The organism is Rhodomicrobium lacus (assembly GCF_003992725.1).
GTDB lineage: Bacteria > Pseudomonadota > Alphaproteobacteria > Rhizobiales > Rhodomicrobiaceae > Rhodomicrobium > Rhodomicrobium lacus.
In genome coordinates this window covers 1273251-1297500 of sequence record NZ_RZNF01000012.1, presented here as the reverse complement: position 1 = coordinate 1297500, position 24250 = coordinate 1273251, and the positions used below count along the sequence as shown (strand labels likewise).

Below are 24250 nucleotides of genomic sequence, written 5' to 3'. Positions count from 1 at the left end.
ACCGATAGGTGTAGGCGCAGCGAAAGCGAGTCTGAACAGGGCGTTCAGTTCGTTGGATTAGACCCGAAACCGGGTGATCTATGCATGAGCAGGCTGAAAGTGAGGTAACACTCACTGGAGGGCCGAACCCACGCCTGTTGAAAAAGTCGGGGATGACTTGTGCATAGGGGTGAAAGGCCAATCAAACTCGGAAATAGCTGGTTCTCCGCGAAATCTATTTAGGTAGAGCGTCGGATGTATGCTTCCAGGGGTAGAGCACTGGATGGGCTAGGGGTCCTTACCGGATTACCAAACCTAACCAAACTCCGAATACTGGAATGTCTTGTCCGGCAGACACACGGCGGGTGCTAAGGTCCGTCGTGAAAAGGGAAACAGCCCTGACCGCCAATTAAGGTCCCCAAGTCGTGGCTAAGTTGGAAAGGATGTGAAAACCCCAAAACAACCAGGATGTTGGCTTAGAAGCAGCCATCATTTAAAGAAAGCGTAACAGCTCACTGGTCTAGATAAGGGTTCTTGCGCCGAAAATGTAACGGGGATTAAGCCACGCACCGAAGTTGCGGGTGACACGCAAGTGTCGCGGTAGCGGAGCGTTCCATAAGCCGGTGAAGGTGTGCCGTGAGGCATGCTGGAGGTATTGGAAGTGCGAATGCTGACATGAGTAACGATAAAGAGTGTGAGAGACACTCTCGCCGAAAGTCCAAGGGTTCCTGCGTAAAGTTAATCTGCGCAGGGTTAGCCGGCTCCTAAGACGAGGGCGAAAGCCGTAGTCGATGGGAATGCAGTTAATATTCTGCAGCCAGGGGATGGTGACGGATTGCGTAAATTGTCGAACCTTAACGGATTGGTTCGGCCGTGAAGCAGTTCCAGGAAATAGCCCCCCAAACGACCGTACCCTAAACCGACACAGGTGGACTGGTAGAGCATACCAAGGCGCTTGAGAGAACTGCGTTGAAGGAACTCGGCAAATTACCCTCGTAACTTCGGGATAAGAGGGCCCTGCTTTTGCGCAAGCATTTGCAGGGGGCACAGACCAGGGGGTGGCGACTGTTTACCAAAAACACAGGGCTCTGCGAAGCCGCGAGGCGACGTATAGGGTCTGACGCCTGCCCGGTGCTGGAAGGTTAAGAGGAGGGGTGCAAGCTCCGAATTGAAGCCCCAGTAAACGGCGGCCGTAACTATAACGGTCCTAAGGTAGCGAAATTCCTTGTCGGGTAAGTTCCGACCTGCACGAATGGCGTAACGACTTCCCCACTGTCTCCAACGCAGACTCAGTGAAATTGAATTCCCCGTGAAGATGCGGGGTTCCTGCGGTTAGACGGAAAGACCCCGTGCACCTTTACTATAGCTTCACACTGGTATTCGTGATTGCATGTGTAGGATAGGTGGGAGACTATGAAGCAGGGCCGCCAGGTTCTGTGGAGTCACCCTTGAAATACCACCCTTGCGATTATGGATATCTAACCGCGGACCGTTATCCGGTTCCGGGACAGTGTGTGGTGGGTAGTTTGACTGGGGCGGTCGCCTCCCAAAGAGTAACGGAGGCGTGCGACGGTAGGCTCAAGCTGGTCGGAAATCAGCTGTCGAGTGCAATGGCATAAGCCTGCCTGACTGCGAGACCCACAAGTCGAGCAGAGACGAAAGTCGGTCATAGTGATCCGGTGGTCCTGTGTGGAAGGGCCATCGCTCAACGGATAAAAGGTACGCCGGGGATAACAGGCTGATGACCCCCAAGAGTCCATATCGACGGGGTTGTTTGGCACCTCGATGTCGGCTCATCGCATCCTGGGGCTGGAGCAGGTCCCAAGGGTTTGGCTGTTCGCCAATTAAAGCGGTACGTGAGCTGGGTTCAGAACGTCGTGAGACAGTTCGGTCCCTATCTGCCGTGGGTGTAGGAGAATTGAGAGGAGCTGTCCTTAGTACGAGAGGACCGGGATGGACACACCTCTGGTGGACCTGTTGTGGCGCCAGCCGCAGTGCAGGGTAGCTAAGTGTTGAAGAGATAACCGCTGAAAGCATCTAAGCGGGAAACTCGCCTCGAAACAAGTTCTCCCTTGAGAACCGTGGAAGACGACCACGTTGATAGGCTGGGTGTGGAAGCACAGCAATGTGTGGAGCTTACCAGTACTAATAGTTCGATCGGCTTCATCGCTCTCATTAGTCAATGCTCACCGTCAGGTGAGTTGACGAAAAGACCAAATCCAGATCATTCCGAGAAAAAAGCCGAGCCGCAAAACTCGGCCCTCCCCGATATCCTTCGTTTGCCTGGTGATTATAGCGGAACGCCCCCACTCGATCCCATCTCGAACTCGACCGTGAAACGTTCCTGCGCCGATGGTACTACACCGTGGGAGAGTAGGTCGTCGCCAGGCATACAAAGGATATCAAACCAAATCCCCTATACACAAAAAAGCCTCGCCCCCAGCGGGGCTTTTTGCGTTGGCATAACGCCAATGCTCGCTGGAATGGAGTGTGATCGCGCTGCGTCCCGCAGGCTGCCCACTGCCCTCACAGCGCCAAAATCCGCAGCCCCGCGTGAAACTGCCGGCCATGGCGCATGCGAGCGCTTGCCGAAAAAGCCGCACGAAGTTCTGGCTTTCTCGGCTGGCATCGCCGTCATCGGCATGGCGTCGCCGATGCCTCAGGAGATCTTCGCAGGCAAATTTGCTGACGCTGCCGCAGAAGACGCAGATCGCCGCGATCTGCAGCGGGCTTGGCGGGACTGCTTTCCACCTTCAACATCGGCGGGCGTTTCGTCTGGGCGTCGCTGTCGGATTTCTTCGTGCTCGGCATCGCGCTTTACGCTTCAGCTCCGATGGCGGCCCATTCCGGCAGTCAGGTGCTGTTCGTCGGCATCTTCTGCCCGATCCTGTCGATGTATGGCGGCGGGTTCGCCACGCTGCCAGCTATCTCGCCGACATCTTCGGTACACATTATGTCGGCGCGATCCCACGGGCGACTGCTCACCGCCTGGGCGGCAGCGGGCATCGTCGGCCCGGTCGTCGTCAACTACATCCGCGAGGCGCAGATCAGTGCGGGCGTTCCCCGCGCGCAGGTCTACGACTTCACGATGTACATTCTGGCGAGCTTTCTCGTCCTCGGTCTCATCGCGAACCTGCTCGTGCGGCCGGTCGCGGAGAAATGGTATATGTCGAAGGAGCAGGAGGACGCTTATTTCGCAGCCAAGCGCCGCGGCGCTATGGCGGAGCCGCACGGATCGTTCTGCATCGGACGCGGCGGCTTTTCCGTGCCGGCGCTGCTGGCGTGGACGGCGGTCGGCATTCCGATCGCCTGGGGCACCTACATGACGCTTCTGCAAACAGCGGCACTGTTTCGATAAGAATGTCAGGCTGACCGGGCGATCCACGCCGGGCAGCCTGACAATCAGCGTGGAAGAGACGTCCGCCTGACACGACCGGTCGAACGATGCGATCGAAGCATTGATTTGCGCTGCCGTCGACGCCGGTACGGCATGTATCGCCCTGTGAACGATACATGCCGATCTCAGGCCCCTCACCTGCGCCCGCCGCTGGCGGTGCAGACGGAGCGGTTTGAATATTACATCGGCGAGCGGCGCAACGCTTGCGCCTCACCACAAGTGAGGCGCCGTTCCCCGTAAGTGGAATCTTACAGCTTCGCGCGGAGCGTGACGCCGATCACGCGCGGATCGCCGACCGAGCCGATGACCGGTGCGCCGGTCGAGGTCGCACTCGTTATGGAGGTGTAGTATTGCTTATCGAAGATGTTCTTGCCCCACAGGGAGAGATCCCAAGCCTTGTCGTCGGGGGTTATCCCGATGCCCAGATTGGTAAGTCCAAAGCCGTCCTGCCAGGCCAGCTTCGAGAGACTGGTGTCGAGATAGGCCCCGGAGCGCAGAGTTTCGCTCGCCCAGACATAGCCTGTATAGCCATCCCACACCGAGCGCGAGTAGGTGGCGCCGACATTGCCGCTCCATCGCGGTGCGGCAGCCAATCGCTTGTCTGTCAGATCGCAACTCTGGGTTCGCGCGTAGGACAGGTCACCGGCGCAAGGCGCGTTCTTGAAGTCGGTGTAGATCGCATCGTTGTAAGCACCGCCGAAAGTGAGCCTCAACCCGTCGATCGGCGTGTCGTAGCTGCCCTCGATTTCGACGCCGCGAAGCCTCACGCCGGGGATATTGCCGAGATATGAAACATAGACAGTCTGTGATGCATTCAGCGTAGCGAGCAGTGCCTGATAGTTGGCGACCTCCGTATAATAAAGGTTGGGGTTGAGGGTGAGCTTCTTGTCGAAGAAGGTCGTCTTGAGGCCGATTTCGTAATCGTTCACCTCCTCCGGCAACACGTTCTGTGGGAGGCCCGTGGTGGTATTGAATTGCACAGCGCCGGATTTTTCGCCGTAGCTCGCGGAGACATACCCGAGAATATCATCGGTGAACTTGTAGCTGGGGTTTACGAGCCATGACCAGGAGTCTGCGTAGATCGCCTTTCCCTGAACCGGATTGGTGTTATAGACACCCGGAGTGGTGCTGTAGAGGCCGACGACCTGATTGCGGTATGCCTCATAGGTTGGGTTCAGCGTGGCGCCGCCGGTGTACCACTTCCGGCCCCAGTTATCCTTTTCCTCGTAGGTATTACGAACGCCAAGTGTCAGGTCGAGAGCACTCGTCGCATGCCATGTGGTCTGGCCGTATGCCGCAAGACTCGTCGTATCCGGATGCTCGGCCGCGCGGACTTTTACGCCGTCGAGAAGCGCCGAAGAGCCGGCCAAGGGAGTACCGTAGTAGAGGTATTTGGCGGCATCGGAGCCGAAATCAGTGCGCAGCGTTGAGGTGACTTCGCTGCGAAGCGCATAAAGCCCCACCGTGTAATCGAACTTCTGCCCGAGCACGTCGACGTTCTTCGGCGACGTCAGGCGCAGTTCCTGCGAACCCTGCCACGAATCGACGAGATAGCCCGCATAGGCAACCGAAAGGTTCGTGTAATCCTGGTCGTTCTGCGCACTGAAATGGTAATCGCGGTAAGCCGTGATCGACGTGAGCGTGTAGCCGTTGTCGAGCTTCCAGTCCGTCTGCGTCGAAATCCCGTTGCCGGAGCTATAAACCGGCTCCTGCTGATTGAGTTGGACCGAGTTGAACGCGTCGAAGGTTGGAGTAATGCTGAAGGTCGCCAGGCGCTGCGTGTAGGTTCCTGTTCGCAGTGCTCCGTTGTCGCTGTAGTATTTTGGATCGCTAAGGCGCTGCAGGACCAGCGTCTGTTCTTTCGACTCGGCGTGATCGAGAATCGTTCGGTTGGTGATGTTCTCGGTCGGCGTATAGAGGAACTGCAGCTTCGCGCCCCAGCGGTTCTGGCCGTTGTAGCTGGTATCGTTCAGCGTGTTGTCTATGAAGCCGTCCTGCCGGTCGAAATAGACCGATGCGCGATAGGCCAGCGTATTGTCGATGACCGGGCCGCTCGCCGCCGCCTTCGTGATGAAAAGGTCGCGCGAGCCGACAGTCACCTCGACTTCCCTTTCCGGTTCGAAAGTCGGTGCCTTGGAGGTGATGTTCAGCGCGCCGAGCGTGGTGTTCTTGCCAAGCAGCGTGCCCTGCGGTCCGCGCGCGACTTCGATCTGCTGGATGTCGCCGTAATCGCCCCATGTCTGGCCAGGGATCGTCGCCACGACGCCGTCGACGATGACGCCCACGCTTGCTTCGAGCGCGTCGCTTGCGTAGGTCTTGCCGATGCCGCGAATGGCGACGCTGGTGTTACGAGGGTTCGGCGCGACGACGGTGAGCGACGGGACCTTATCGGCGAAGTCTTTCACGGTTCTTTCATGTTCGCGGTCGAGCGTTTCGCCGGTGACAGCGGTGACGGGAACCGGCACCTCCTGCAACTCTTCCTCGCGAAGGCGGGTCGTCACGATGACGTCCTGAATCGTCGCGGTGGCGCCCACCGCTGCCGTCTGGCCTCCTGCCGCTGGCGCAGTTGTTCCCCCTGCGGTGGCTGGCGTCGCGGTGCTTGCCGTACCGCTCTGGCCGGTGGAAGATGCCTGTTCCTGTGCCAGAAGCGCCGTTGACGAAACGCCGATGCCGAGAGCGAGCGCACCGCTGCACAAGACTCCACGCTTCAAGAAGCGCACGCGAAAATTCCGCCCCTCAGCCGAGGGCGACTGTCTTACTATCATGTTTTCCCACCCACTTGCCCAATGAACCCACGCCGGGTTCAACTCAATTCATCACCCACCCGGAGTGATGCACGCACCAGTTGCAAAGCCTGTTTTGCAACCGGCAAGAACCCCAACGGGATGCCCGTCACCGCAGGGATCTTTTCTGATCTCGAGGCCCGCCCCGCATGCAGCGCGGGCCTATGCGCCTGCAATCCGGCATCCCTCCACCGGATGCCGCGAACAGGGCTTGAAGGCCTTACTGCACTCCCGAAGAGTAAGTACACCATGTCGATAGTCAAAATATTTTTTTGGCACTCGACAAGCAGAGAGTGCGGAAGAGAAAATAGTTCTACCCACCATCACTCGTTAACAATCCCGATCTTCTTCGCAGCTTGTGTAAGGCTTGAGCCGAAGCATTTCCGGGAAAATTCGCACACGGATTTCAGCGGCCTACCCTGTCCTGCTTTCTGCCGACTGAGAGGCGCGCCATGCGCTGGCGCCCACGCTCATCCGGCAGGGCCGGCGCACCGAAACACGCGTCTAACCTGAGCGCGGCAGCTCTCAGTCCCGAAGAAACACGGTTCGCCCTGGCGTCGTCTTTGACGCTTCCGGCCGTTTCGATGGCGAGGCGGCAGCCGGCGGAAGGTCGCAATTCTATTGGCGCAGGATTGCGCCGCCGATTGCCTCGATCAGCGCAAGGGCGCCTCGCGAGCCCGATAGCGGCGTATCGAGTACTATCCTGTCTGAGACCGGAGTGGAAATCTGTACGAGCGGCACGCCAAGCCGCGACGCGACGCCCGCCTCGATGGTGCGCGCCAGAATAATCTCCGGTTTCGCCGCCGCGATGGCATCCGCTATCTCGCCCGCACTCTCTACGAAAATGACCTCGGCGCCGGGGGCTGCCTTTTCGATTTCGGGAACGAGCCGCGCTTTTTCGTCTGGCGCGAGCGGTTCGGCCACGACGACGAGCCGGGGCAGCCATCCGAGCGTTCCTGTAAGGAAGGCGGAAAGCCCCGCCGACCGCGAACCGGTTGTCACAAGAGCGAAGCTGCGTTGCAGATCGAGCGCGTGATAGGCGTGCGACAACCTTTCGAGGAACCAGTTCTCGCGTTCGCGTTCGGAGGCGGCGAACGTCTCGACATCATCGCGCGGACGCCCCGCAAGGTCGCCGATCCTTCGCAACAGATCGGCCGTCGCGAGCGCGCCGACGGGAAGCGCGCTCGCTTCGAACCACGGCACGCCGAACCTTTGCTGAATATCCTCCGCCGGTCCGCGGCCCGCCGACGAAAGAACGAGCGTCAGCGCCGCGTCGCCGACGCGCCGAAGATCCGCCACCCCGCCGGAGGGACCGAAAACCTCATTCGCGCGAAGGCCTATCCCGGCGAGAAGCCGCGACCATTCCTCGATCTCGCCCACCCATGCCGCGTCCGCGCCCGGCACCAGCCCGAACACGTTTACAAGCGTCTGATCGCGCGCGCCTTTGTCGACGACGAGGCCGGAGCCGATAACAGCCTTTAGAAATTCCACGTATCCCGCCCGCACGGCGCCGCGAAAGCCGGCCGATGGCACATCGATCACCGGAAAGCCCTGCGCCCGCGCTTCCTTCGCCATGGCGGGAATGTCGTCGCCGATCATCTCGGTCGGACAGGTGCTCAGCACCGCGTAAAGCGCGCCGTCGGCCACCTTCACCGCGTTCTTGATCTCTTCGCGAAGCCGCGCCGTGCCCCCGAAGACAACCTGCTTCTCGTAAAGGTTCGTCGATGGAACGGCGATGCCGCCAGGATCGAGCCACCCCGCCAGTGGCGCGGCAAGCGCTGCCTGATAACCGCATCCGGCCGGGCCGTGAACAATGGGAATTGCGCCCCGCACGGCCAGGGCGGCGTAAATGGCCCCGTGAAGCGCGCAGCCTTCGCCGGGACATTCGATTGGATGAGCCATCAGCGAACTTCCTGCTTGATGTGCCAGTCGGCACTGCGGCGATACCAGCCGCTTGCGTATGAGGAACGGCTACCCGCGAGGCGCGCGGCAAACGCGCGGTTGGCGAGCGCGTTCCGCGCCTTGTTCGCGAGCCATTCGGCCCCCCCCGCGCCGATGAGCCGGTGAGGAGCCACGCCAAACGCGGCGATACCGGCCTGGCTCGCAACCGCCGCAAGCGGAGGCGGCCCGATGAAGAGGTCCGGGTTTGTTTTCGACAGAAAATTAGCGATTTCAAAGGGTTGCCCGGCTGCCACATGGAGCGTCGCTTCGGGCCATCGATCCGCGAAGGCTTTTGCTGCGGGGAGATGCGCCTTGTCCAGATAGTCGATCGTCAGGGCCGAGATCGCGCCGCCAAGTTCCTCCACCAGCCCGGCGGCGGCAAAGGCAAATGCGGGCGACAGGGCGACATGGACGCGCGCTCCTTCGAGCACCCGCTCGGCTTCAGTGTGATCGGCTTGCAGCCGCGCGCTTCGTCCGGTGGCTGCGGCCACAGCCTCGCTCCATGCTCTCGTTGCCGAAAGCCCGATGGGCGGCGGCAGTAACAGCAACGGCACGCCCGCCGATTCAGCCAAACCTTGGGCAAAAGCCGTGCCCGCGTCGCCATCGAAAGGCACGGAAAGAAGCGCCTTCCCCGCGAGTTCGAAGCTTGCGGCGTTCGCTCCGCCCGGCAGGAGATTCGCCCGAAGCCCGAGCGGCTCAAGCAGCGTGGCGATGCCGTCGCCGACGCGCGCATCGAGCGCGATGACATTCACCACGTCCTCGCGTCCAAGAGCGAAAGGCGCCGACGCCAGCGCCAGAGCCACCTTCGTTGCGGCGTCGTAACCGGTGGCGGCGATGCGCGAGCGGAAACCGTCCGTCTGCACCTGCAGGACAGGGATGCCGAGGGTCTCGGTCAATTCAGCGGCGACGCTTCGGATGTCGTCGCTGTTGATGGCGACGACCGGCCCGCCGATGACGAACACGACCCATGGCCGGTGACGTTCGACAAGCGAGCGGATGGTGCGCGCGAGGGCTTCGCCCGAGCCGATTATGGTGTCCCGCTGGTCGAGGCCCGTCACGGCGAAAGCTGCAGCGCCCTTTTGTGCGAGCGCCGCCGCCGCACATCCACGGGGCGCATGGACCACGATTGCCGCGCCCTCGATGGCGCCAAGGAAGCTGAGTGCCGCCGTCACATCGTCCGGCGCGGTCTCCGAGAAGGTGCGCACGCGTTGTGCGGCGTCGCCCGAGGCGAATTCGGCAAGGATCGGCGACGATGAGCCAAGCCATGCGCCGATCCCGTTCAGCCGCTTTTCGCGAATAACAAGGCCGGGGCGACGTGCCATCAGACAAGGCCCCCGGCAGACACCAGCTTCTTCTCCTCGGCGAAGGCCCGGTCGCCCCATTGGCGCGCCCAGCTTTTCAGGTCGGGATCGGCGAGAGGATGCGGAATCGTCGTTTCTTCGTCGTCCACGATGGCGCGCGCCACGGCCCTATAAATGTCGGCCTGTTCGGAAGCTGGCGCGCTTTCAATCACGGTCTGACCGTAAAGCTCGCCCTGCGCCACCGTGAGCGAGCGAGGCACGTAACCGACCACGCGCGTGCCCGTGCGCGCGGCGAAATCGTCGACGAGCGGGCGCGCGTAGGAAGCCTGAAGACCGTTCGCGATGATGCCGCCGAGGCGCGCGCCTCCGGTTGGCGCGTATTTCTGGATGGCCTTGAAGAGGTTGTTCGCGGCAAAGATCGCCATGAAGTCGGACGAAGTCACCACGAAAGCCTTGCTCGCGATGCCATCGCGGATAGGGACGGCGAAGCCGCCACATACGACGTCGCCGAGGACGTCGTAGAGGACGACATCCGGTCTGAAGGTCTCGAACACGTCGAGTTCATAAAGGAGATCGATCGCCGCGCTGATGCCGCGCCCCGCGCAGCCCACGCCCGGAACCGGGCCCCCCGCCTCGATGCAGAGCACGCCGCCGAAGCCGATTGCGGAAATCGACTCGAGCGTGGTGCGGCTGTGTTCGCGAAGCGTGTCGAGCACGGTCGGCAGGTCCGCGCCGCCGCGAAGGATCGTCGTGGAGTCGGCCTTGGGATCGCAGCCGACCTGAATGACGCGTCGGCCGGATTCGGCGAGCGCCGCGCTGATGTTCGACGTTGTGGTGGACTTGCCAATGCCGCCCTTGCCATAGATCGCGATGTGTTTCGGCGCGTGGGTCACTTTTCCTCCGACGGAATAAGGCTTGGAATACGAGGTGTGCGGGCTGGAATGGCCGTGACGGCCAAGAGGGCGATGAAGAGCGGCATGAAGGAGAGAAAGACCGCAGGCGTGCCAAAGGCCGCGGCCATTGCCCCGGCAAAAGCGGGTCCGACCATCCCTCCGAGGCCCGTGGCGGTCATGAAGAGAGAGCTTATCTCGCCTTTCGCACCGGGCAGCGTCCCGGCTCGCATCGTGATGACGAGCGTCATAAGACCGATGCCGAGGCCCAGGGTTGTCGCGAAAACGAAGAGAAGGGCGAAGCCTTCCGCGAAGGCGATCCCCGCGAGCGAAGGGACGATGACCGCCGTCCCCACGCCAAGCGCCACCGGGAAAGCGAAGCGCTGAATCCACGCCCCGGCAAGGAAAGAGGTTGCGATATAGGCCGCGCCCTCCACGCCCGCGATCCACGCCGCTTCGGTCGCCGCCAGCCCGCGTTCCGTCACGGCGAGGACGACGATGAACGTTGCGAAAGACGCAAAAACGGCCGTTATCAGCGTCTCGGCTGCAAGGCAGGCCGGAACGCCGGGCGCGCGCAACAACGACGCGAGCGAGACGCGCCTTTCTGCGAACCGGCTACCGATGGCGCGGCGGTGCTCATTTCCTTGTGCCGGCTCCGGCACCGGAATGAAGCGCAGCGGCAAGTTGGCCGAGCACATCATGACCGCAGCGATCGCAAAGACGCCTTCGAAGGGCACGCACCACATGAGCGCGCCACCGAGAAACGGGCCGAAAAAGCTGATGCCGAGCGATATGGCGGCCTTGTTCCATCCAGCCCGGTGAAGACCGATGAGCGGCAACGCGTGGAGAAAGGCGGACGCGAGCGCCGCGAAAACGAAAGCGCGCGTGAAAGCCTCGCCCATCATGGCGAGCCCGAGAGCATCGACCGATGGTGCGAGCGCGCAAAACCCCACGCAGGCCGCGTTCGCGGCGCTCGCCAGGAGAAACACACGCCCGACGCCGAAGCGGTCTACCGCCATGCCTGCCGGAAGCACGGCAATCAGCATGCCGAGCCCAGTCGCCGCGCGCAGAAGCCCCGTCTCCGCTGCGCTGGCGCCGAGTTTCAACGCATAGACCGGCAGCGCCACCGAAAGGATGCCGAAAGCGATCCCGCTCGTTGCGCCTGCCACGATGAAAAGCCAGTGGAGCGGCACGCGGAATGCCCGCGAGCCGTCTTCAGTCTTGCCCATGACGCGTGCCACCGCCACTCCCTCGTCAGGCGAGTTCGAGCCGGCTTTCCTGCAGCGACGGAAGAAGATCGTCCTCGATGCGCCAGATGTCGTGCTGAAGCGAATCGTTCGAGGCGTTGCAGTCGCAGACCTGCTGGAAGGTGAAACCGTTCTTCTTCCAGATCGCCGTCGTCTGAAACGCGAGATCGATGTACCACTCGGGGACGGGCGAGCGATGCCCTTCCAGCTCGGAGCCGGGATTGGGGCACCACACCGAGAACGTGCCGACGACGCCCGAAGCGGCGAGGTGCTCAAGCCCTTCCAGCGTCCTTTTCTTCGGTTCGATGCCCGCAACCATGTTCGAGCGCACGGCCCCGTGGCCGAACACGCCGACGGCATATTTCAAAGCGTGGAGCCAGTGATCCCAGCCGCCGCTAGTCCGCGCCTTGCCGGGGCAAATGGTTTCGTAGAAGCCCTTGTCCCACAGCTCGATGTTCATCGCGGTCGTGCGATAGCCCGCTTCGCGGAAGCGGTCGATCTGGCGCAGGTCGAGCGGCGCGGCGACGACGGCGGTGCCGTTGAAATCCTGCAGGCCGGTGTGCTCCTGAATCGCCTCGGCTACGTCGAGATAATATTCGAGTTCGCGCCGCTCGGGGATGATGCCGCCGCTGACCGTCAGGTGATCGACGGCGTTTTCCGCGAAGGCCGCTGCGGCCACTTCACCGATCTGGCGAGGTGTCTTCCAGAAGATCCCCTTCTTCTCGCCGTAAACGTCCTTGGTGTGGTTGATATTGCAGAAGGCGCAATCTTCGCCGCGATCCTTGTAGGAACACTCGTTGCTATATGCGAAAAACAGCGCGCGATGGCGATACAAAGCCCCGATGGTCCCCATTTCCTGACCATCGGAAGTCTTCAGGCCATAAAAACCGGGGCGCTTGTGAAAGCGCACTTCCGCCACTTCGTGGCCCTTGTTGGTGATAATGGTACGGTTCCCATCGAGATCGATGATGTTGGCCGAATTGGGATTCCAGCGGAATGGAACCGAGATGCCTCCGGGAAGATCGTAGCCCGAAGGAAGCTCGAAATCGTGGACGAAGAAATCCATCTCGAACAGGTTGTGAACCTGCTCCTGGGCCAGTTCAGCGGGCCTAACGAAATCAAGTGCCTGTTTCGTGATGGCGACACCGTGAATGCCGAGTTCGGCCTTGAGCTTCAGTTCTTCCCACAGCTTCGATTTCGGCAGGGGGGACCGTTTTTCTGTCATGCTGCGCTACTCCTTTGTTTGCGGGATTTTGATGTCAGGCCGTCTGGAGTTCGGCCGGGCGGTCGCGGGCGGCATCGGGTTCCTCGACGAGCACCGGGACTCCCAGAAGCCCCAATACTTCGTCCCGCGTTCGCAAGAAGGCGGGGGATGAGCGGTCGCGGATCGCATGGCGAGGAACTTCGAGGATCTGCGCGACGCGCCCCGGATGGGGCTTCATCACGACGATCCTGTCGGCGAGGGTCACGGCTTCGTCCACGTCGTGGGTCACGAGCAACGCCGTCGTGCCCTCGTGACGGATGAGCCGGGCCAGTTCGCCCTGAAGTCTGAGGCGGGTCAGCGCGTCCAGCGCTCCGAGCGGCTCGTCCAGCAGCAGAAAGCGCGGGCGCGTGACGAGTGCGCGGGCGATCGCAACCCGCTGCGCCATGCCGCCGGAGAGTTGCGCAGGATAGGCTTGAGAGAAGGGCGACAGACCCACGAGTTCAAGCTGTTCGGCGATGCGCTGCTTGCGCTCTCTGCTGTTCAGGCCGCTTCTGCGGAGAGCCGCCCCGACATTCGCCTCGACTGTAAGCCAGGGCAGAAGGCGGTGCTCCTGAAAGACGATACCGCGGTCGAGGCCGGGGCCATCAACAGCTTTGCCGTCGATCCTGATGCTTCCCTCGAAGCCGGTATCGAGACCGACGATCGCCCTGAGAAGGGTCGACTTTCCGCATCCCGATGCTCCGACGAAGGCGACAAACTCGCCCTCGCGGACCGTCAGCGATACCTCCTGCACAGCGGTGAACCTGCTGCCGGCGACATCGAAGGTGCGGCTGAAGTTTGCAAGCTCGAGCGCGACACGGCGGAACGTGGCTGGATTACTCAGCGTAGTCATCAGGCTGTTCTCCGTTTCAGCAGCTTCATTTCCCCGGCGTCGGCCATGCGCTGATAAATCATGCCGATGCAGACCAGCACGAGGAGCATGGCGAGCAGCAGATCCATCTGGAAGGTTTCACGGCCTTCATTGAGGCGGCCGCCGAGACCGGGAGCGACGTTGAGGAACAGTTCCGCGCCGACAGTCGCGAGCCAGGAGGCGATGAGTGCGCTGCGGAGCCCGGTCAGCACCTGCGGCAGCGCGCTTGGCAACGCGATCAGCCGAACGTAGTCGAGGCGGCCAAGGGTCAGCACCGCGGCGAGTTCATGGTGCGCCGGAGAAATTTCGCGCGTTCCACGCCAGGTGCTTACGACCATCGGCGTGAAAGCGGCAACGGCGATAAAGGCGATCTTGCCCGCTTCATTGCCGCCGAACCACAGCGACAGGAGCGGAACCCAGGCAAAGAGCGCGATTTGCCTGAAGCCCAGGAACAGCGGTCCAAGAAGCTGGTTTGCGAGTTTCGACAAGCCGAGCAGAAGCCCGAAGGCGAGTGCCGCGCAGATGCCGATCGCGAACCCCTGAATGTGCCGCGTGAGCGTCGCGGCCACGTCGGCGGTAAGCGTGCCTTTTTCGATTTCGATCCATGCCCGCGCGAGCACGGCTTTGGGCGATGGCAGGAAATTCGGATCTGTCAGTTCGAGAAACGTGGCGGCTTGCCATACCGCCAGCGTGCCCACGAGGATGGCATATGGTTTGAGCGAGGAAGCGTGGATCTTCATGCGACGCCTCCACGCCAGCGGTATAACCGGCGTTCGGCAATCCCCAGCACGCTGTTGAGAAGGAGGCCGACCAGCGCAATCGTTGCAATGGCGGTCAGCACGAGGTCGAGCTGAAAGAGCTGGCGTCCCCAGACGATCAGGTAGCCAAGCCCTTCGCTGGACGCGAACAGTTCAGCCAGGATCAGCGCTTGCCAGGCGTTTGCAAGTCCCTCTCTGATGCCCGTGAAGATCGACGGAGCCGCAGCCGGCAGAACGATGCGGGTGGCCTGATACCAGGGGTCAAATCCGAGCACCCGACCGACTTCGACCCATTCGGACGAAACCTCGCGGATGCCCTGCGCGGCGTTCAGCACGACTGGAACGAATGTCGCCCAGGCGATGACGAAAAGCTTCATCTCTTCGTCGATGCCGAACATCAGTACGATGAGCGGCAGCATCGCAAGCGCGTGGAGCTGAGTGAGGACGAGAAAGGGCGTTCGGAACAGTTCTCGAAGCGTCGACGATGCACCGATCGCGGCCCCGCACAGCAGTCCTGCGGCCGAGCCGAACGCAAAGCCGACAGCGATGCGCTGGAGGCTGGCGGAGAGGTGCATCCAAAGTTCACCGCTCGCCAGCGTCTCACCGATCGTCTGCGCGACGAACGCGGGGTCCGGCAGGATCTGGGCAGGCAGCAGTCCATACCGGGCCGCTGCCGCCCACGCTGCGAGAAGACCAGCGGGAACGATCAATCCAAGGAGGTAGGAACCCGGTTTCATCGTTGCTGGGCTTTACCGTCAGCCGATGACGCCGCTTCGGTCAGCTTCGTACCGTCTGCCCTGGACCTCGGCCAGTAGGTTTCGAGGTGTTGTTCGGCAAGCGCGCGCTCAAGATAGCGGCGGTCGATCCAGCTTTCGACCTCTACCGGTTTGCGCAGAAGTCCATAGTCGAGAGCGCGGCGCGTCTGATCGCGGTAGCGCTCGACTACGAAATCGTCGATGAGGGGATTGAGCCGATCAGCAAGCTTTTGGCCCGAAAAATACTCGCGGAAACTTTCAGTCGGAATGCCTGATTTGGCGTAGACTTCATAGAGAGCCTCGCGATTGGCCTCGTCCGCTCCCCAGCGGGCGGCGCGGATATAGGCATTCACCACGCGCTGCACGAGTTCGGGATGCTTGGCTTCAAACTCCTCGGTTACATAGAGCCCGGCAGCGCGGCTGAATTCAGGCTTGTCATTTTTGGTGTCGTACGGAATTTCGATGATACCGCGACGCTTCAGTTCAAGAACTTCGACACCCCCGAAAGCGCCGTCGATATTGCCGGAAAGTATGGCCGCAAATGCGCCCGCAAAATCGAGATTGACGAACTTCACATTCTTTTCGGTCAGGCCGTGCGCGGCGAGTACCCGATCCGCCGCGAGCTGAAGGTTCGTTCCTCGGAACTGGGCAATCTTTCTGCCGACGAGATCATCGACACCATTGATGCCCACCCCTTTCCGCACGGCGAGAAAGATGGGCGTATGAACATCCGACTGTGCGAGCCACTTGGTCTTGATGCCGTTTGATCGATGCACGATCGCCGGCAGGTCGCCCAATCCAGCGGAGAAGTCGAGCTGACCGGAGGCAAACGCCTCGTTTACGGCCGGGCCGGCTCCGCGGAACAGCGTCCATTCCACCTTGATATCCGGATCGTTCTCGAATTCTTTTTCGATATATCGCTCAGCGTGAGCCACCGAGGCGATCCCGCCGTAGGCAAACGGCCTGTTGTCGACGCCGAGCCCCGGATAACCGATGCGGATGACAATGGGGTCCGCCAGCGCGTTTCCGGCGGCTACGCAAAGCATCACTGCCGGGACCAGGCTCAGGAAAAATGCCGTCAGGCATTTCCTTGCTCCGGAAGAAAATTGATCTATCGATGGCATTATTCGCGTCACCATAATCCAGTTCACGGCGCTATTGACGCGATATTTTCTCGCGCCAGCAGCCATTGGTTGCTTCGATGAACGATATCAACTCCAGAATTTCTATAATTGACGAATTCCGGCATCAATATATATTTTCAATGATTTATGGATTTGCTGTGTTGACTGGATTTGTGTTTTAGAAAGCCATTGCTGGCCGCAACCTTTGACGCGATGGATCGGGCGGCCACACGCACAAATTCCGGTATTTTTATAATTTTAGTATATTTTACATCCCGGGGCTGGGCAGCCACGCCATTGCTGGCCGCTCATGCAGCGGGCTTGCGTAATAAGATTGCTCGCCCTACTCTTTTGGTTGAAGCGGATCGAAAAGAAGTCCGCTTGCAGGAAACGCAAAAGGGACTTCGTGATCGAAAAGATCATGAGACATGAGCGACGCGCGCGGCAAACATCCATGTCCGCGCCCCATCCGCCGTGGAAATGTCGCTCCGCTGAAAAAAGCGTCCCTGCCTGAACGACAACGTTCGCCCCGCCGGAGACAGGGTCATGAATCAGCGTGCGATACGCCTGGCATGGGAGGAGTTTCAGCAACACGGTCGCAAGGCGTGCGTTCTGCCGCGCGCCATCGCCGCTTCATGGGAGCGATCGCGGTCCTTCGGTGTCGGCACAGCCTTGTTGCGCGCTCCGCTGGCGGACGAGGCGGAAATCTTCCGAAGGCGGTCGTTGAATGCGGCTTTCCTCGCAGCTTCGCGTCAGGCGCTCGAACGCTCGCGCGAGATGTTGCGCGATGCCGCGAGCATGATGATTCTCGCGGATCGAACGGGCTTTGTCCTCGAAACCGCCGGGGACGGCCGCGTGGTCGAACAGGGCAAGGGCAACGCGCTGCAAACGGGCGGAGCGTGGCAAGAGAACGCCATCGGCACGAACGCCATCGGCACCGCGCTCGCAGAGCAGCGCCCGGTGAAGGTGACGGGAGCCGAGCACTTCTGCGAGGACGTCCAGCGCTGGAGTTGCGCCGCCGCCCCCGTGCATCATCCCCTCGATGGCGAACTGCTGGGCGCAGTCGACATCTCCGGTCCCGTGGCGACCTTCAATCCGCAAAGTCTTGCGCTGGCGGCCGCCATCGGCAGGGAGATTGAAGCGACGCTTGAAAAGGCCGCGAAGCTCGACCACGAGATTTTGCTGCGTCATCTGCTTTCCAAGCGGTCGACGTGGCTCAGCGAAGATATCCTTGTGATCGACCGGCGAGGCTACCTCGTCCATTCCACCGAAACCGCGGTGCGCAAGATCGATACCGCTTCGCCTGACGATCTGCCTCACGTGCTTCGCCGCATCATCGGTTCTGCTTCCGCCGAAGCGTGGGAGCGCAATTGCCGCGACCGCTTTCCCAATGCGGGCCTCGAAATCGTGAAGGATGAAGGCGAAGTCGCCGGTTGTTTGATCGTGCTGCTCGGCAAGCGCAGCATTCCCGCGAGCCCGGCCGTCGCCCGCGCGCCGCGGGCCGCCGCCGATGCGTTTGACGAGATCGCGGGCGAAAGCGCCGTGATGCGCGATATTCGCGAGCGCGCGCGGAAGCTGGCCGCGAACCCGCTGCCGGTGCTGATCGAGGGCGAAACGGGCGTCGGCAAGGAGTTGTTCGCCCGCGCGATCAAGGCGGCGAGCGCATGCGCAAGCGGCCCCTTCGTGCCGGTGAACTGCGGCGGCATGGCGCGCGACCTCATCGCGAGCGAACTGTTCGGCTATGTGAAAGGTGCGTTCACGGGCGCGGACGGCAATGGCAGGCCGGGCAAGATCGAGAAGGCCGACGGCGGCATCCTCTGCCTCGACGAAATAGGCGAAATGCCGATGGACCTGCAGTCCTATCTGCTGCGCGTGCTGGAAGACGGAATCGTTTATCGCGTCGGCGATCACGAGGGCCGCCCCGTTTCCATCCGGCTCGTGTCCATGACGAATCGCGACCTGATGGAGGAGGTGGGCGCGGGGCGCTTCCGGCGCGACCTGTTCTATCGGATTGCCGCCGCGCGCCTTCGCATTCCGCCGTTGCGGGAACGGGGCGACGATGTGCTCGTTCTCGCCGAGCGCTTCGCCGCAAGAACGGCGGCGCGGCTCGGTCGCCCATCGCCTTCTTTCTCGGACGACGCTCTGATGCTGTTTCGCCTCTACGGGTGGCCGGGCAATGTCCGCGAGCTGCGCAACGTGATCGACGCGGTTCTTGCGCTTTGCGAAACCGACAAGATCGACGTCGAGCATCTCCCGCTGGAAATGCGCCTGTGCGACAAGGCTTCCCGCGCGGCAGGCGCGGAACCGGAAGCTGCCGCAAAGCCTTTAACCGTCCTCCCGCCCCGGCGTGGCATGAAGACGCCGGAGCGCGAGGCCATCCTTGCGGAAGTCGAAGCATGCGGCGGCAACCTTACCGAAGCGGCCCGCCGTCTCGGCATCGCGCGCTCGACGCTTTATGTGCGGCTTGCGAAATACGGCGTCTTGCGCTCGCCCGAAGACTGACGCGCTTCCCATTTTCAGCACCCGCGCGGGCGGCGGCTGCAAAGCTGCCGTCGTTGCGTTTTGCCGTCCGGGTCTTGCCGTTCCTCCGCTGTTCGGACGGTCGGCCCGGACGCCGCGCCGGACGTTAGCGGACGCCGAAAACGGGCTGAGCAGATGCGGTAAGCCGTTGTTCCGCCTATGCCGCGTCGTGGTGCGACATTCTGGCATGCTCCCTGCGAAAGAAGTGGCATCGGCGCGAAGACGCCGAGCGAAAGGGAGGTCAGAGTGAATTTAGCTGTACGGAACCTGAGAAGCGTGCAGGTGCTCGGCATCGACGCCGGCGGCACCATGACCGATACTTTTTTCGTCGACGCGAACGGCGAGTTTGTCGTCGGCAAGGCGCAGTCCACCCCCGAAAACGAAGCCATCGGCCTCATCAACTCCAGCCGGGACGGCCTGTCGCTCTGGAACATGGAGCTTGAGGAAGCGCTGAGCCAGCTTCACACCGGCGTCTATTCCGGCACCGCGATGTTGAACCGCGTGGTGCAGCGGAAGGGCCTCAAATGCGGGCTGATCGTGAACGCGGGCATGGAAGACTTCCACCGCATGGGCCGCGCCGTCCAGTCTCACCTCGGTTACGCCTACGAAGACCGCATCCACCTCAACACGCATCGCTATGACCCGCCGCTCGTTCCCCGTCAGCTCACGCGCGGCGTGGTCGAGCGCATCGATATGTCGGGCACGGTGGTCATCCCGCTTCGCGAAGAGTCCGCGCGGCGAGCGGCGCAGGAGCTGATCGCGCAGGATGTGGAAGGCATCGTCATCAGCTTGCTGCACTCCTACAAGAACTCTTCGCACGAGCGCCGCGTCCGCGACATCGTCATCGAAGAGGTGGCCAAGAGCGGCAAGAAAATTCCCGTCTTCGCATCAGCCGATTATTACCCCGTCCGCAAGGAGAGCCATCGCACCAACACCACCATCCTTGAAGGCTATGCGGCCGAACCGTCCCGGCAAACGCTCAAGAAGATTTCCGACGCCTTCAAGGATCAGGGCACGAAATTCGACTTCCGCGTCATGGCCACGCATGGCGGCACGATTTCATGGAAGGCGAAGGAACTCGCCCGCACCATCGTTTCCGGGCCCATCGGCGGGGTGATCGGCGCGAAGTATCTCGGCGAAGTGCTGGGCTACAACAACATCGCGTGTTCGGACATCGGCGGAACCTCGTTCGACGTGGCGCTCATCACGCAGGGCGAACTGACGATCAAGAACGATCCCGACATGGCGCGGCTCGTGCTGTCGTTGCCGCTCGTGGCGATGGATTCGGTCGGCGCGGGCGCGGGTTCTTTCATCCGTCTCGATCCTTATACGAAGGCGATCAAGCTCGGCCCGGACTCTGCGGGCTATCGCGTCGGCGTGTGCTGGGCGGACAGCGGCATCGAGACGGTGACGGTTTCGGACTGCCACATGGTGCTCGGCTACCTGAACCCCGACAACTTCCTCGGCGGCGCGATCAAGCTCGACCGCCAGCGCTCGGTCGATGCGATCAAGAAGCAGGTCGCCGATCCTCTCGGCCTTTCGGTCGAGGATGCGGCGGCGGGCGTGATCGAGCTGCTCGACAGCGACCTTCGCGACTATCTGCGCGCGATGATCTCCGGCAAGGGGTATTCCCCGGCCAGCTTCGTGTGCTTCTCCTATGGCGGCGCGGGGCCGGTCCACACCTACGGCTACACGGAAGGGCTCGGCTTCGAGGACGTGATCGTTCCGGCGTGGGCGGCGGGCTTCTCGGCCTTCGGCTGCGCGGCGGCGGATTTCGAATACCGCTACGACAAGTCGCTCGACATCAACCTCGCGCCGGATGCGTCGGACGAGGATCGGGCCAAGGCCGCGGCTGTGCTTCAGGAGGCGTGGGACGAACTGACCCGCAACGTGCTCGAAGAGTTCCGCCTGAACGGCTACGAGGCGGACAAGGTCACGCTGCAACCGGGCTACCGCATGCAGTATCGCGGTCAGTTGAACGACCTCGAAATCGAAAGCCCGATCAAGTCCGCTTCGACCGCCGAAGACTGGAACGCGATGGTGGACGCCTATAACGCCACCTATGGCCGCGTCTACTCGGAAAGCGCCCGCTCGCCCGAGCTTGGCTATTCCGTCACGGGCGCGATCATGCGCGGCACAGTGCCGATCCAGAAGCCGAAGATCCCGGTCGATACGCTCCACGGCGACACGCCGCCCGAGGAAGCCAAAATCGGCACGCGCAAATTCTATCGCAAGAAGCGGTGGGTCGACGCGCAGCTCTACAAGATGGAGGCGCTCCTTCCGGGCAATCGCGTCACGGGCCCGGCGATCATCGAATCCGACGCGACGACGTTCGTCGTCCCCGACGGCTTCGAGACCTTCCTCGACGGCCACCGGCTGTTTCACCTGAAGGAAGTCTGAGAGCGGACCGGGCGGCAATCGCCCGGATTCCCCCGAGCAAAAAAGATCGAACAGGGACGAAACGTCATGAACCTCAATGTAAAGACATCGGACTTCAAGACGGCGACACGCGGCATCGTTCGCGGCGGCGAGACGCTGAAGCAGCATCGCGACCGCCTGATGGAGGCCACGCGGCTGACGAAGCACTATGCCGGCCTCCAGCAAATGGAGCTGCGCGACAGCGAGCCGATCCTCTACAACAAGCTGTTCTCAAGGCTTCGCGCCGGTGTGGTGGATGCCCGCGAGACGGCGAAGAAGATTGCGGCATCGCCCATCGTGGAGCAGGAGGGCGAGCTTTGCTTCACGCTCTACAACGCGGCGGGCGACTCGATCCTGACCTCCACCGGCATCATCATCCACGTCGGCACGATGGGCGCGGCGATCAAATACATGATCGAGAACGACTGGGAGAGTAATCCCGGCGTCCGCGACAAGGACATCTTCTGCAACAACGACTGCCTGATCGGGAACGTGCATCCGTGCGACATCCACACGATCGTGCCGATCTTCTGGGAGGGCGAACTCGTCGGCTGGGTCGGCGGCGTCACGCATGTGATCGACACGGGCGCGGTCGGCCCCGGCTCCATGTGTACGGGCCAGGTCCAGCGCTTCGGCGACGGCTATTCCGTCACCTGCCGAAAGGTGGGCGAGAACGACACGCTGTTCCGCGACTGGCTGCATGAGAGCCAGCGTATGGTGCGCACGACGCGCTACTGGATGCTCGACGAGCGCACGCGCATCGCGGGCTGCCACATGATCCGCAAGCTCGTCGAGGAGGTCATCGCGGAAGAAGGCATCGATGCGTTCTGGAAGTTCTCTTACGAGGCCGTGGAGCACGGGCGGCGCGGGCTTCAGAATCGCATCAAGGCGATGACCATCCCCGGCAAGTACCGTCAGGTAGGCTTTGTGGACGTGCCCTATGCGCATGAGGACGTCCGCGTGCCGTCCGACTTCGCGAAGGTCGATTCCATCATGCACACGCCGTCTGAAATCACGATCCGTGGCGACGGCACGTGGCGGCTCGATTTCGAAGGCTCATCGCGCTGGGGCTGGCACACCTATAACGCCCATCAGGTAAGCTTCACCTCGGGCATCTGGGTGATGATGACGCAAACGCTCATCCCGTCCGAGATGATCAACGACGGCGCCGCCTACGGCACCGAATTTCGCCTGCCGAAAGGCACGTGGATGAACCCGGACGACCGGCGCGTCGCCTTCGCCTACTCATGGCACTTCCTCGTCTCGTCGTGGACGGCGCTGTGGCGCGGCCTGTCTCGCTCTTACTTCGGGCGCGGCTATCTGGAAGAGGTGAACGCGGGCAACGCCAACACCTCGAACTGGCTCCAGGGCGGCGGCTTCAACCAGTATGACGAGATCCACGCGGTGAACTCGTTCGAGTGCGCGGCGAACGGAACGGGTGCGACGGCGGTCGGCGACGGTCTCAGCCACGCCGCCGCCATCTGGAACCCCGAAGGCGACATGGGCGACATGGAGATCTGGGAGCTGGCCGAGCCGCTTCTCTATCTCGGCCGTCAGATCAAGTCGAACTCGGGCGGCGCGGGCAAGTATCGCGGCGGCTGCGGTTTCGAGAGCTTGCGTCTCGTCTGGAATGCGAAGGACTGGACCATGTTCTTCATGGGCAACGGTCACATCTCGTCCGACTGGGGGCTCATGGGCGGCTATCCGGCGGCATCGGGCTATCGCTTCGCGGCGCACAAGACCGGCATCAAGGCGCTCATCGAGGAGGGCAAGCCGATCCCGTTCGGCGGCGATACCGACCCGGAAAACCCGGTGTGGGACGATCTCATCAAGGGCGCAGTGATCAAGCGCGACAAGCAGGCGATCACCACGGAGGAGATGTTCTCCGACTACGACCTCTACCTCAACTACATGCGAGGCGGCCCCGGCTTCGGCGACCCGCTCGACCGCGACCCGCAGAGCGTCGTCGACGATCTGAACGGCGGCTACCTGCTCGAACGCTTTGCCGAGCGCGTCTATGGTGTTGTGGTCTCGTCAGATGCGGCGGGCATCTATGCCATCGACGCGGCGGCGACGGACGCAAAACGCAAGGCGATCCGCAAGGATCGCATCGCCGGTGCCGTGCCGGTGAAGGAGTGGGTCAAGACCGAGCGCGAGAAGATCCTTGCGAAGACCGGCGCGGGCGATCACGTCAAGCAGATGTTCTCCGCATCGTTCACGCTTGGGCCGAAGTTCGAGAAAGACTTCCGGTCCTTCTGGGATCTGCCGGATAGCTGGCAGCTCACCGAAGACGAACTCGACATTCCTCATTACGGCTCGAAATACTCGATGGATCTGTCCGAACTGCCGGATGTGAAGCTCGTCCAGTTCGTCGAGGAATAGCAGCCGAACGCGCGCCGGTGCCCTCCGCCGGCGCGCCCCCAACCTTATAAGAAATCGAGGAAACGCCATGTCTTACACACGCGCCAAGATCGCCGATCTCATCGACGGCCGCATCGATCACGACACGCTCCACCAGATGCTTTCGATGCCGAAGGATGCGGAGCGCTTCGCCACCTATGTCGACATCCTTCAGGAGCGCCTCTCGTGGCAGGATCGCATCGTCCTGCCGCTCGGCCCGAAGCTTTACATCGTCCAGCGGCAAGACACGAAGGAGTGGAAAACCCGCTGCGAATGCGGTCACGATTTTTGCGACTGGAAGGAAAACTGGAAACTCCACGCGCTTGTCAATGTGCGCGACACGCCGCAGAAGCTTGAGCAGATCTATCCGCGACTTATGGCGCCGACGCCTTCATGGCAGGTGTTGCGCGAATATTTCTGCCCCGAATGCGGCACGCTTCACGATGTCGAGGCGCCCACGCCGTGGTATCCCGTCATCCACGATTTCGAACCGGATATCGACACGTTCTATAAGGAATGGCTTGGAATTCCGGTGCCTGAGCGCGCTGGCGCACCACGAGGGTGATGATGAGAACGATATCTACGCTATAGCCCTCTAAATCTCTCCTGAGTTTCAGCCGTTA

Annotated in this window: 14 protein-coding genes, 2 rRNA genes and 1 pseudogene (1 of these 17 running past the window's edge); 7 read left to right on the top strand and 10 right to left on the bottom strand. The window is 61.8% G+C overall.

Annotation, left to right across the window (positions count from 1 at the left end):
• The 3 genes and pseudogenes from EK416_RS15370 to EK416_RS15360 form a co-directional block, all read left to right on the top strand.
• A 23S ribosomal RNA gene (locus tag EK416_RS15370) occupies positions 1-2149 on the top strand (it extends 653 nt beyond the left edge of the window).
• A 112-nt stretch (positions 2150-2261) separates the two neighbouring features.
• Positions 2262-2369, top strand: a 5S ribosomal RNA gene (gene rrf / locus EK416_RS15365).
• Between the two features lie 219 nt (positions 2370-2588).
• Positions 2589-3337: pseudogene (locus EK416_RS15360) on the top strand (MFS transporter small subunit); the annotation flags it as partial.
• 287 nt (positions 3338-3624) lie between these two features.
• Here EK416_RS15360 and EK416_RS15355 read toward each other — a convergent pair.
• From EK416_RS15355 to EK416_RS15310, 10 genes are all read right to left on the bottom strand, one after another.
• Entirely contained in the window at positions 3625-6072 is a 2448-nt protein-coding gene (locus EK416_RS15355; protein ID WP_245434074.1) for a TonB-dependent receptor, read from the bottom strand.
• A gap of 705 nt (positions 6073-6777) precedes the next feature.
• Complete coding sequence (locus tag EK416_RS15350; protein WP_127079016.1) at positions 6778-8061, bottom strand: nitrogenase component 1; 1284 nt, start codon at positions 8059-8061, stop codon at positions 6778-6780.
• Positions 8061-9422, bottom strand: a complete 1362-nt coding sequence (locus EK416_RS15345; RefSeq protein WP_164730053.1) for a nitrogenase component 1 — start codon at positions 9420-9422, stop codon at positions 8061-8063. The genes EK416_RS15350 and EK416_RS15345 overlap by 1 nt, the downstream gene beginning before the upstream one ends.
• Positions 9422-10294 carry a nucleotide-binding protein gene (locus tag EK416_RS15340; protein WP_127079012.1) on the bottom strand — a complete coding sequence of 291 codons (873 nt, stop codon included), beginning with the start codon at positions 10292-10294 and terminating at the stop codon, positions 9422-9424. The genes EK416_RS15345 and EK416_RS15340 overlap by 1 nt, the downstream gene beginning before the upstream one ends.
• Positions 10291-11532, bottom strand: a complete 1242-nt coding sequence (locus EK416_RS15335; protein WP_127079010.1) for an MFS transporter — start codon at positions 11530-11532, stop codon at positions 10291-10293. The genes EK416_RS15340 and EK416_RS15335 overlap by 4 nt, the downstream gene beginning before the upstream one ends.
• Before the next feature lie 13 nt (positions 11533-11545).
• The gene (locus tag EK416_RS15330) at positions 11546-12763 is read right to left on the bottom strand and encodes a radical SAM protein (protein ID WP_127079008.1); all 1218 of its coding nucleotides are present in this window, start codon (positions 12761-12763) and stop codon (positions 11546-11548) included.
• A 34-nt stretch (positions 12764-12797) separates the two neighbouring features.
• Positions 12798-13634: an ABC transporter ATP-binding protein gene (locus EK416_RS15325; RefSeq protein ID WP_127079006.1), complete on the bottom strand. Its 837-nt coding sequence runs from the start codon at positions 13632-13634 to the stop codon at positions 12798-12800.
• Positions 13634-14392: an ABC transporter permease gene (locus EK416_RS15320; RefSeq protein WP_127079004.1), complete on the bottom strand. Its 759-nt coding sequence runs from the start codon at positions 14390-14392 to the stop codon at positions 13634-13636. Before EK416_RS15320 ends, EK416_RS15325 begins: the two co-directional genes overlap by 1 nt.
• On the bottom strand, positions 14389-15147 hold the full coding sequence (locus EK416_RS15315; RefSeq protein WP_127079002.1) for an ABC transporter permease: 759 nt from the start codon (positions 15145-15147) through the stop codon (positions 14389-14391). Before EK416_RS15315 ends, EK416_RS15320 begins: the two co-directional genes overlap by 4 nt.
• Positions 15144-16355: an ABC transporter substrate-binding protein gene (locus EK416_RS15310; RefSeq protein ID WP_245434073.1), complete on the bottom strand. Its 1212-nt coding sequence runs from the start codon at positions 16353-16355 to the stop codon at positions 15144-15146. The genes EK416_RS15315 and EK416_RS15310 overlap by 4 nt, the downstream gene beginning before the upstream one ends.
• 480 nt (positions 16356-16835) lie before the next feature.
• Here EK416_RS15310 and EK416_RS15305 point away from each other — a divergent pair, with 480 nt between their 5' ends.
• The 4 genes from EK416_RS15305 to EK416_RS15290 all read left to right on the top strand — a co-directional run bounded on the left by EK416_RS15305 (position 16836) and on the right by EK416_RS15290 (position 24192).
• Positions 16836-18791, top strand: a complete 1956-nt coding sequence (locus EK416_RS15305) for a sigma-54-dependent Fis family transcriptional regulator (protein ID WP_127078994.1) — start codon at positions 16836-16838, stop codon at positions 18789-18791.
• A 264-nt stretch (positions 18792-19055) separates the two neighbouring features.
• Entirely contained in the window at positions 19056-21209 is a 2154-nt protein-coding gene (locus EK416_RS15300) for a hydantoinase/oxoprolinase family protein (RefSeq protein ID WP_127078992.1), read from the top strand.
• 66 nt (positions 21210-21275) lie between these two features.
• Positions 21276-23609, top strand: a complete 2334-nt coding sequence (locus EK416_RS15295; RefSeq protein ID WP_127078990.1) for a hydantoinase B/oxoprolinase family protein — start codon at positions 21276-21278, stop codon at positions 23607-23609.
• Positions 23610-23676: 67 nt separating this feature from the next.
• Entirely contained in the window at positions 23677-24192 is a 516-nt protein-coding gene (locus EK416_RS15290) for an acetone carboxylase subunit gamma (protein ID WP_127078988.1), read from the top strand.
• Positions 24193-24250: the final 58 nt, after the last annotated feature.

Coding starts and splice junctions, on each gene's coding strand:
- EK416_RS15350 (WP_127079016.1), bottom strand. CDS start 8,061: ATGGCTCATCCAATCGAATGTCCCGGCGAAGGCTGCGCGCTTCACGGG.
- EK416_RS15345 (WP_164730053.1), bottom strand. CDS start 9,422: ATGGCACGTCGCCCCGGCCTTGTTATTCGCGAAAAGCGGCTGAACGGG.
- EK416_RS15330 (WP_127079008.1), bottom strand. CDS start 12,763: ATGACAGAAAAACGGTCCCCCCTGCCGAAATCGAAGCTGTGGGAAGAA.
- EK416_RS15325 (WP_127079006.1), bottom strand. CDS start 13,634: ATGACTACGCTGAGTAATCCAGCCACGTTCCGCCGTGTCGCGCTCGAG.
- EK416_RS15320 (WP_127079004.1), bottom strand. CDS start 14,392: ATGAAGATCCACGCTTCCTCGCTCAAACCATATGCCATCCTCGTGGGC.
- EK416_RS15315 (WP_127079002.1), bottom strand. CDS start 15,147: ATGAAACCGGGTTCCTACCTCCTTGGATTGATCGTTCCCGCTGGTCTT.
- EK416_RS15310 (WP_245434073.1), bottom strand. CDS start 16,355: ATGGCTGCTGGCGCGAGAAAATATCGCGTCAATAGCGCCGTGAACTGG.
- EK416_RS15305 (WP_127078994.1), top strand. CDS start 16,836: ATGAATCAGCGTGCGATACGCCTGGCATGGGAGGAGTTTCAGCAACAC.
- EK416_RS15295 (WP_127078990.1), top strand. CDS start 21,276: ATGAACCTCAATGTAAAGACATCGGACTTCAAGACGGCGACACGCGGC.
- EK416_RS15290 (WP_127078988.1), top strand. CDS start 23,677: ATGTCTTACACACGCGCCAAGATCGCCGATCTCATCGACGGCCGCATC.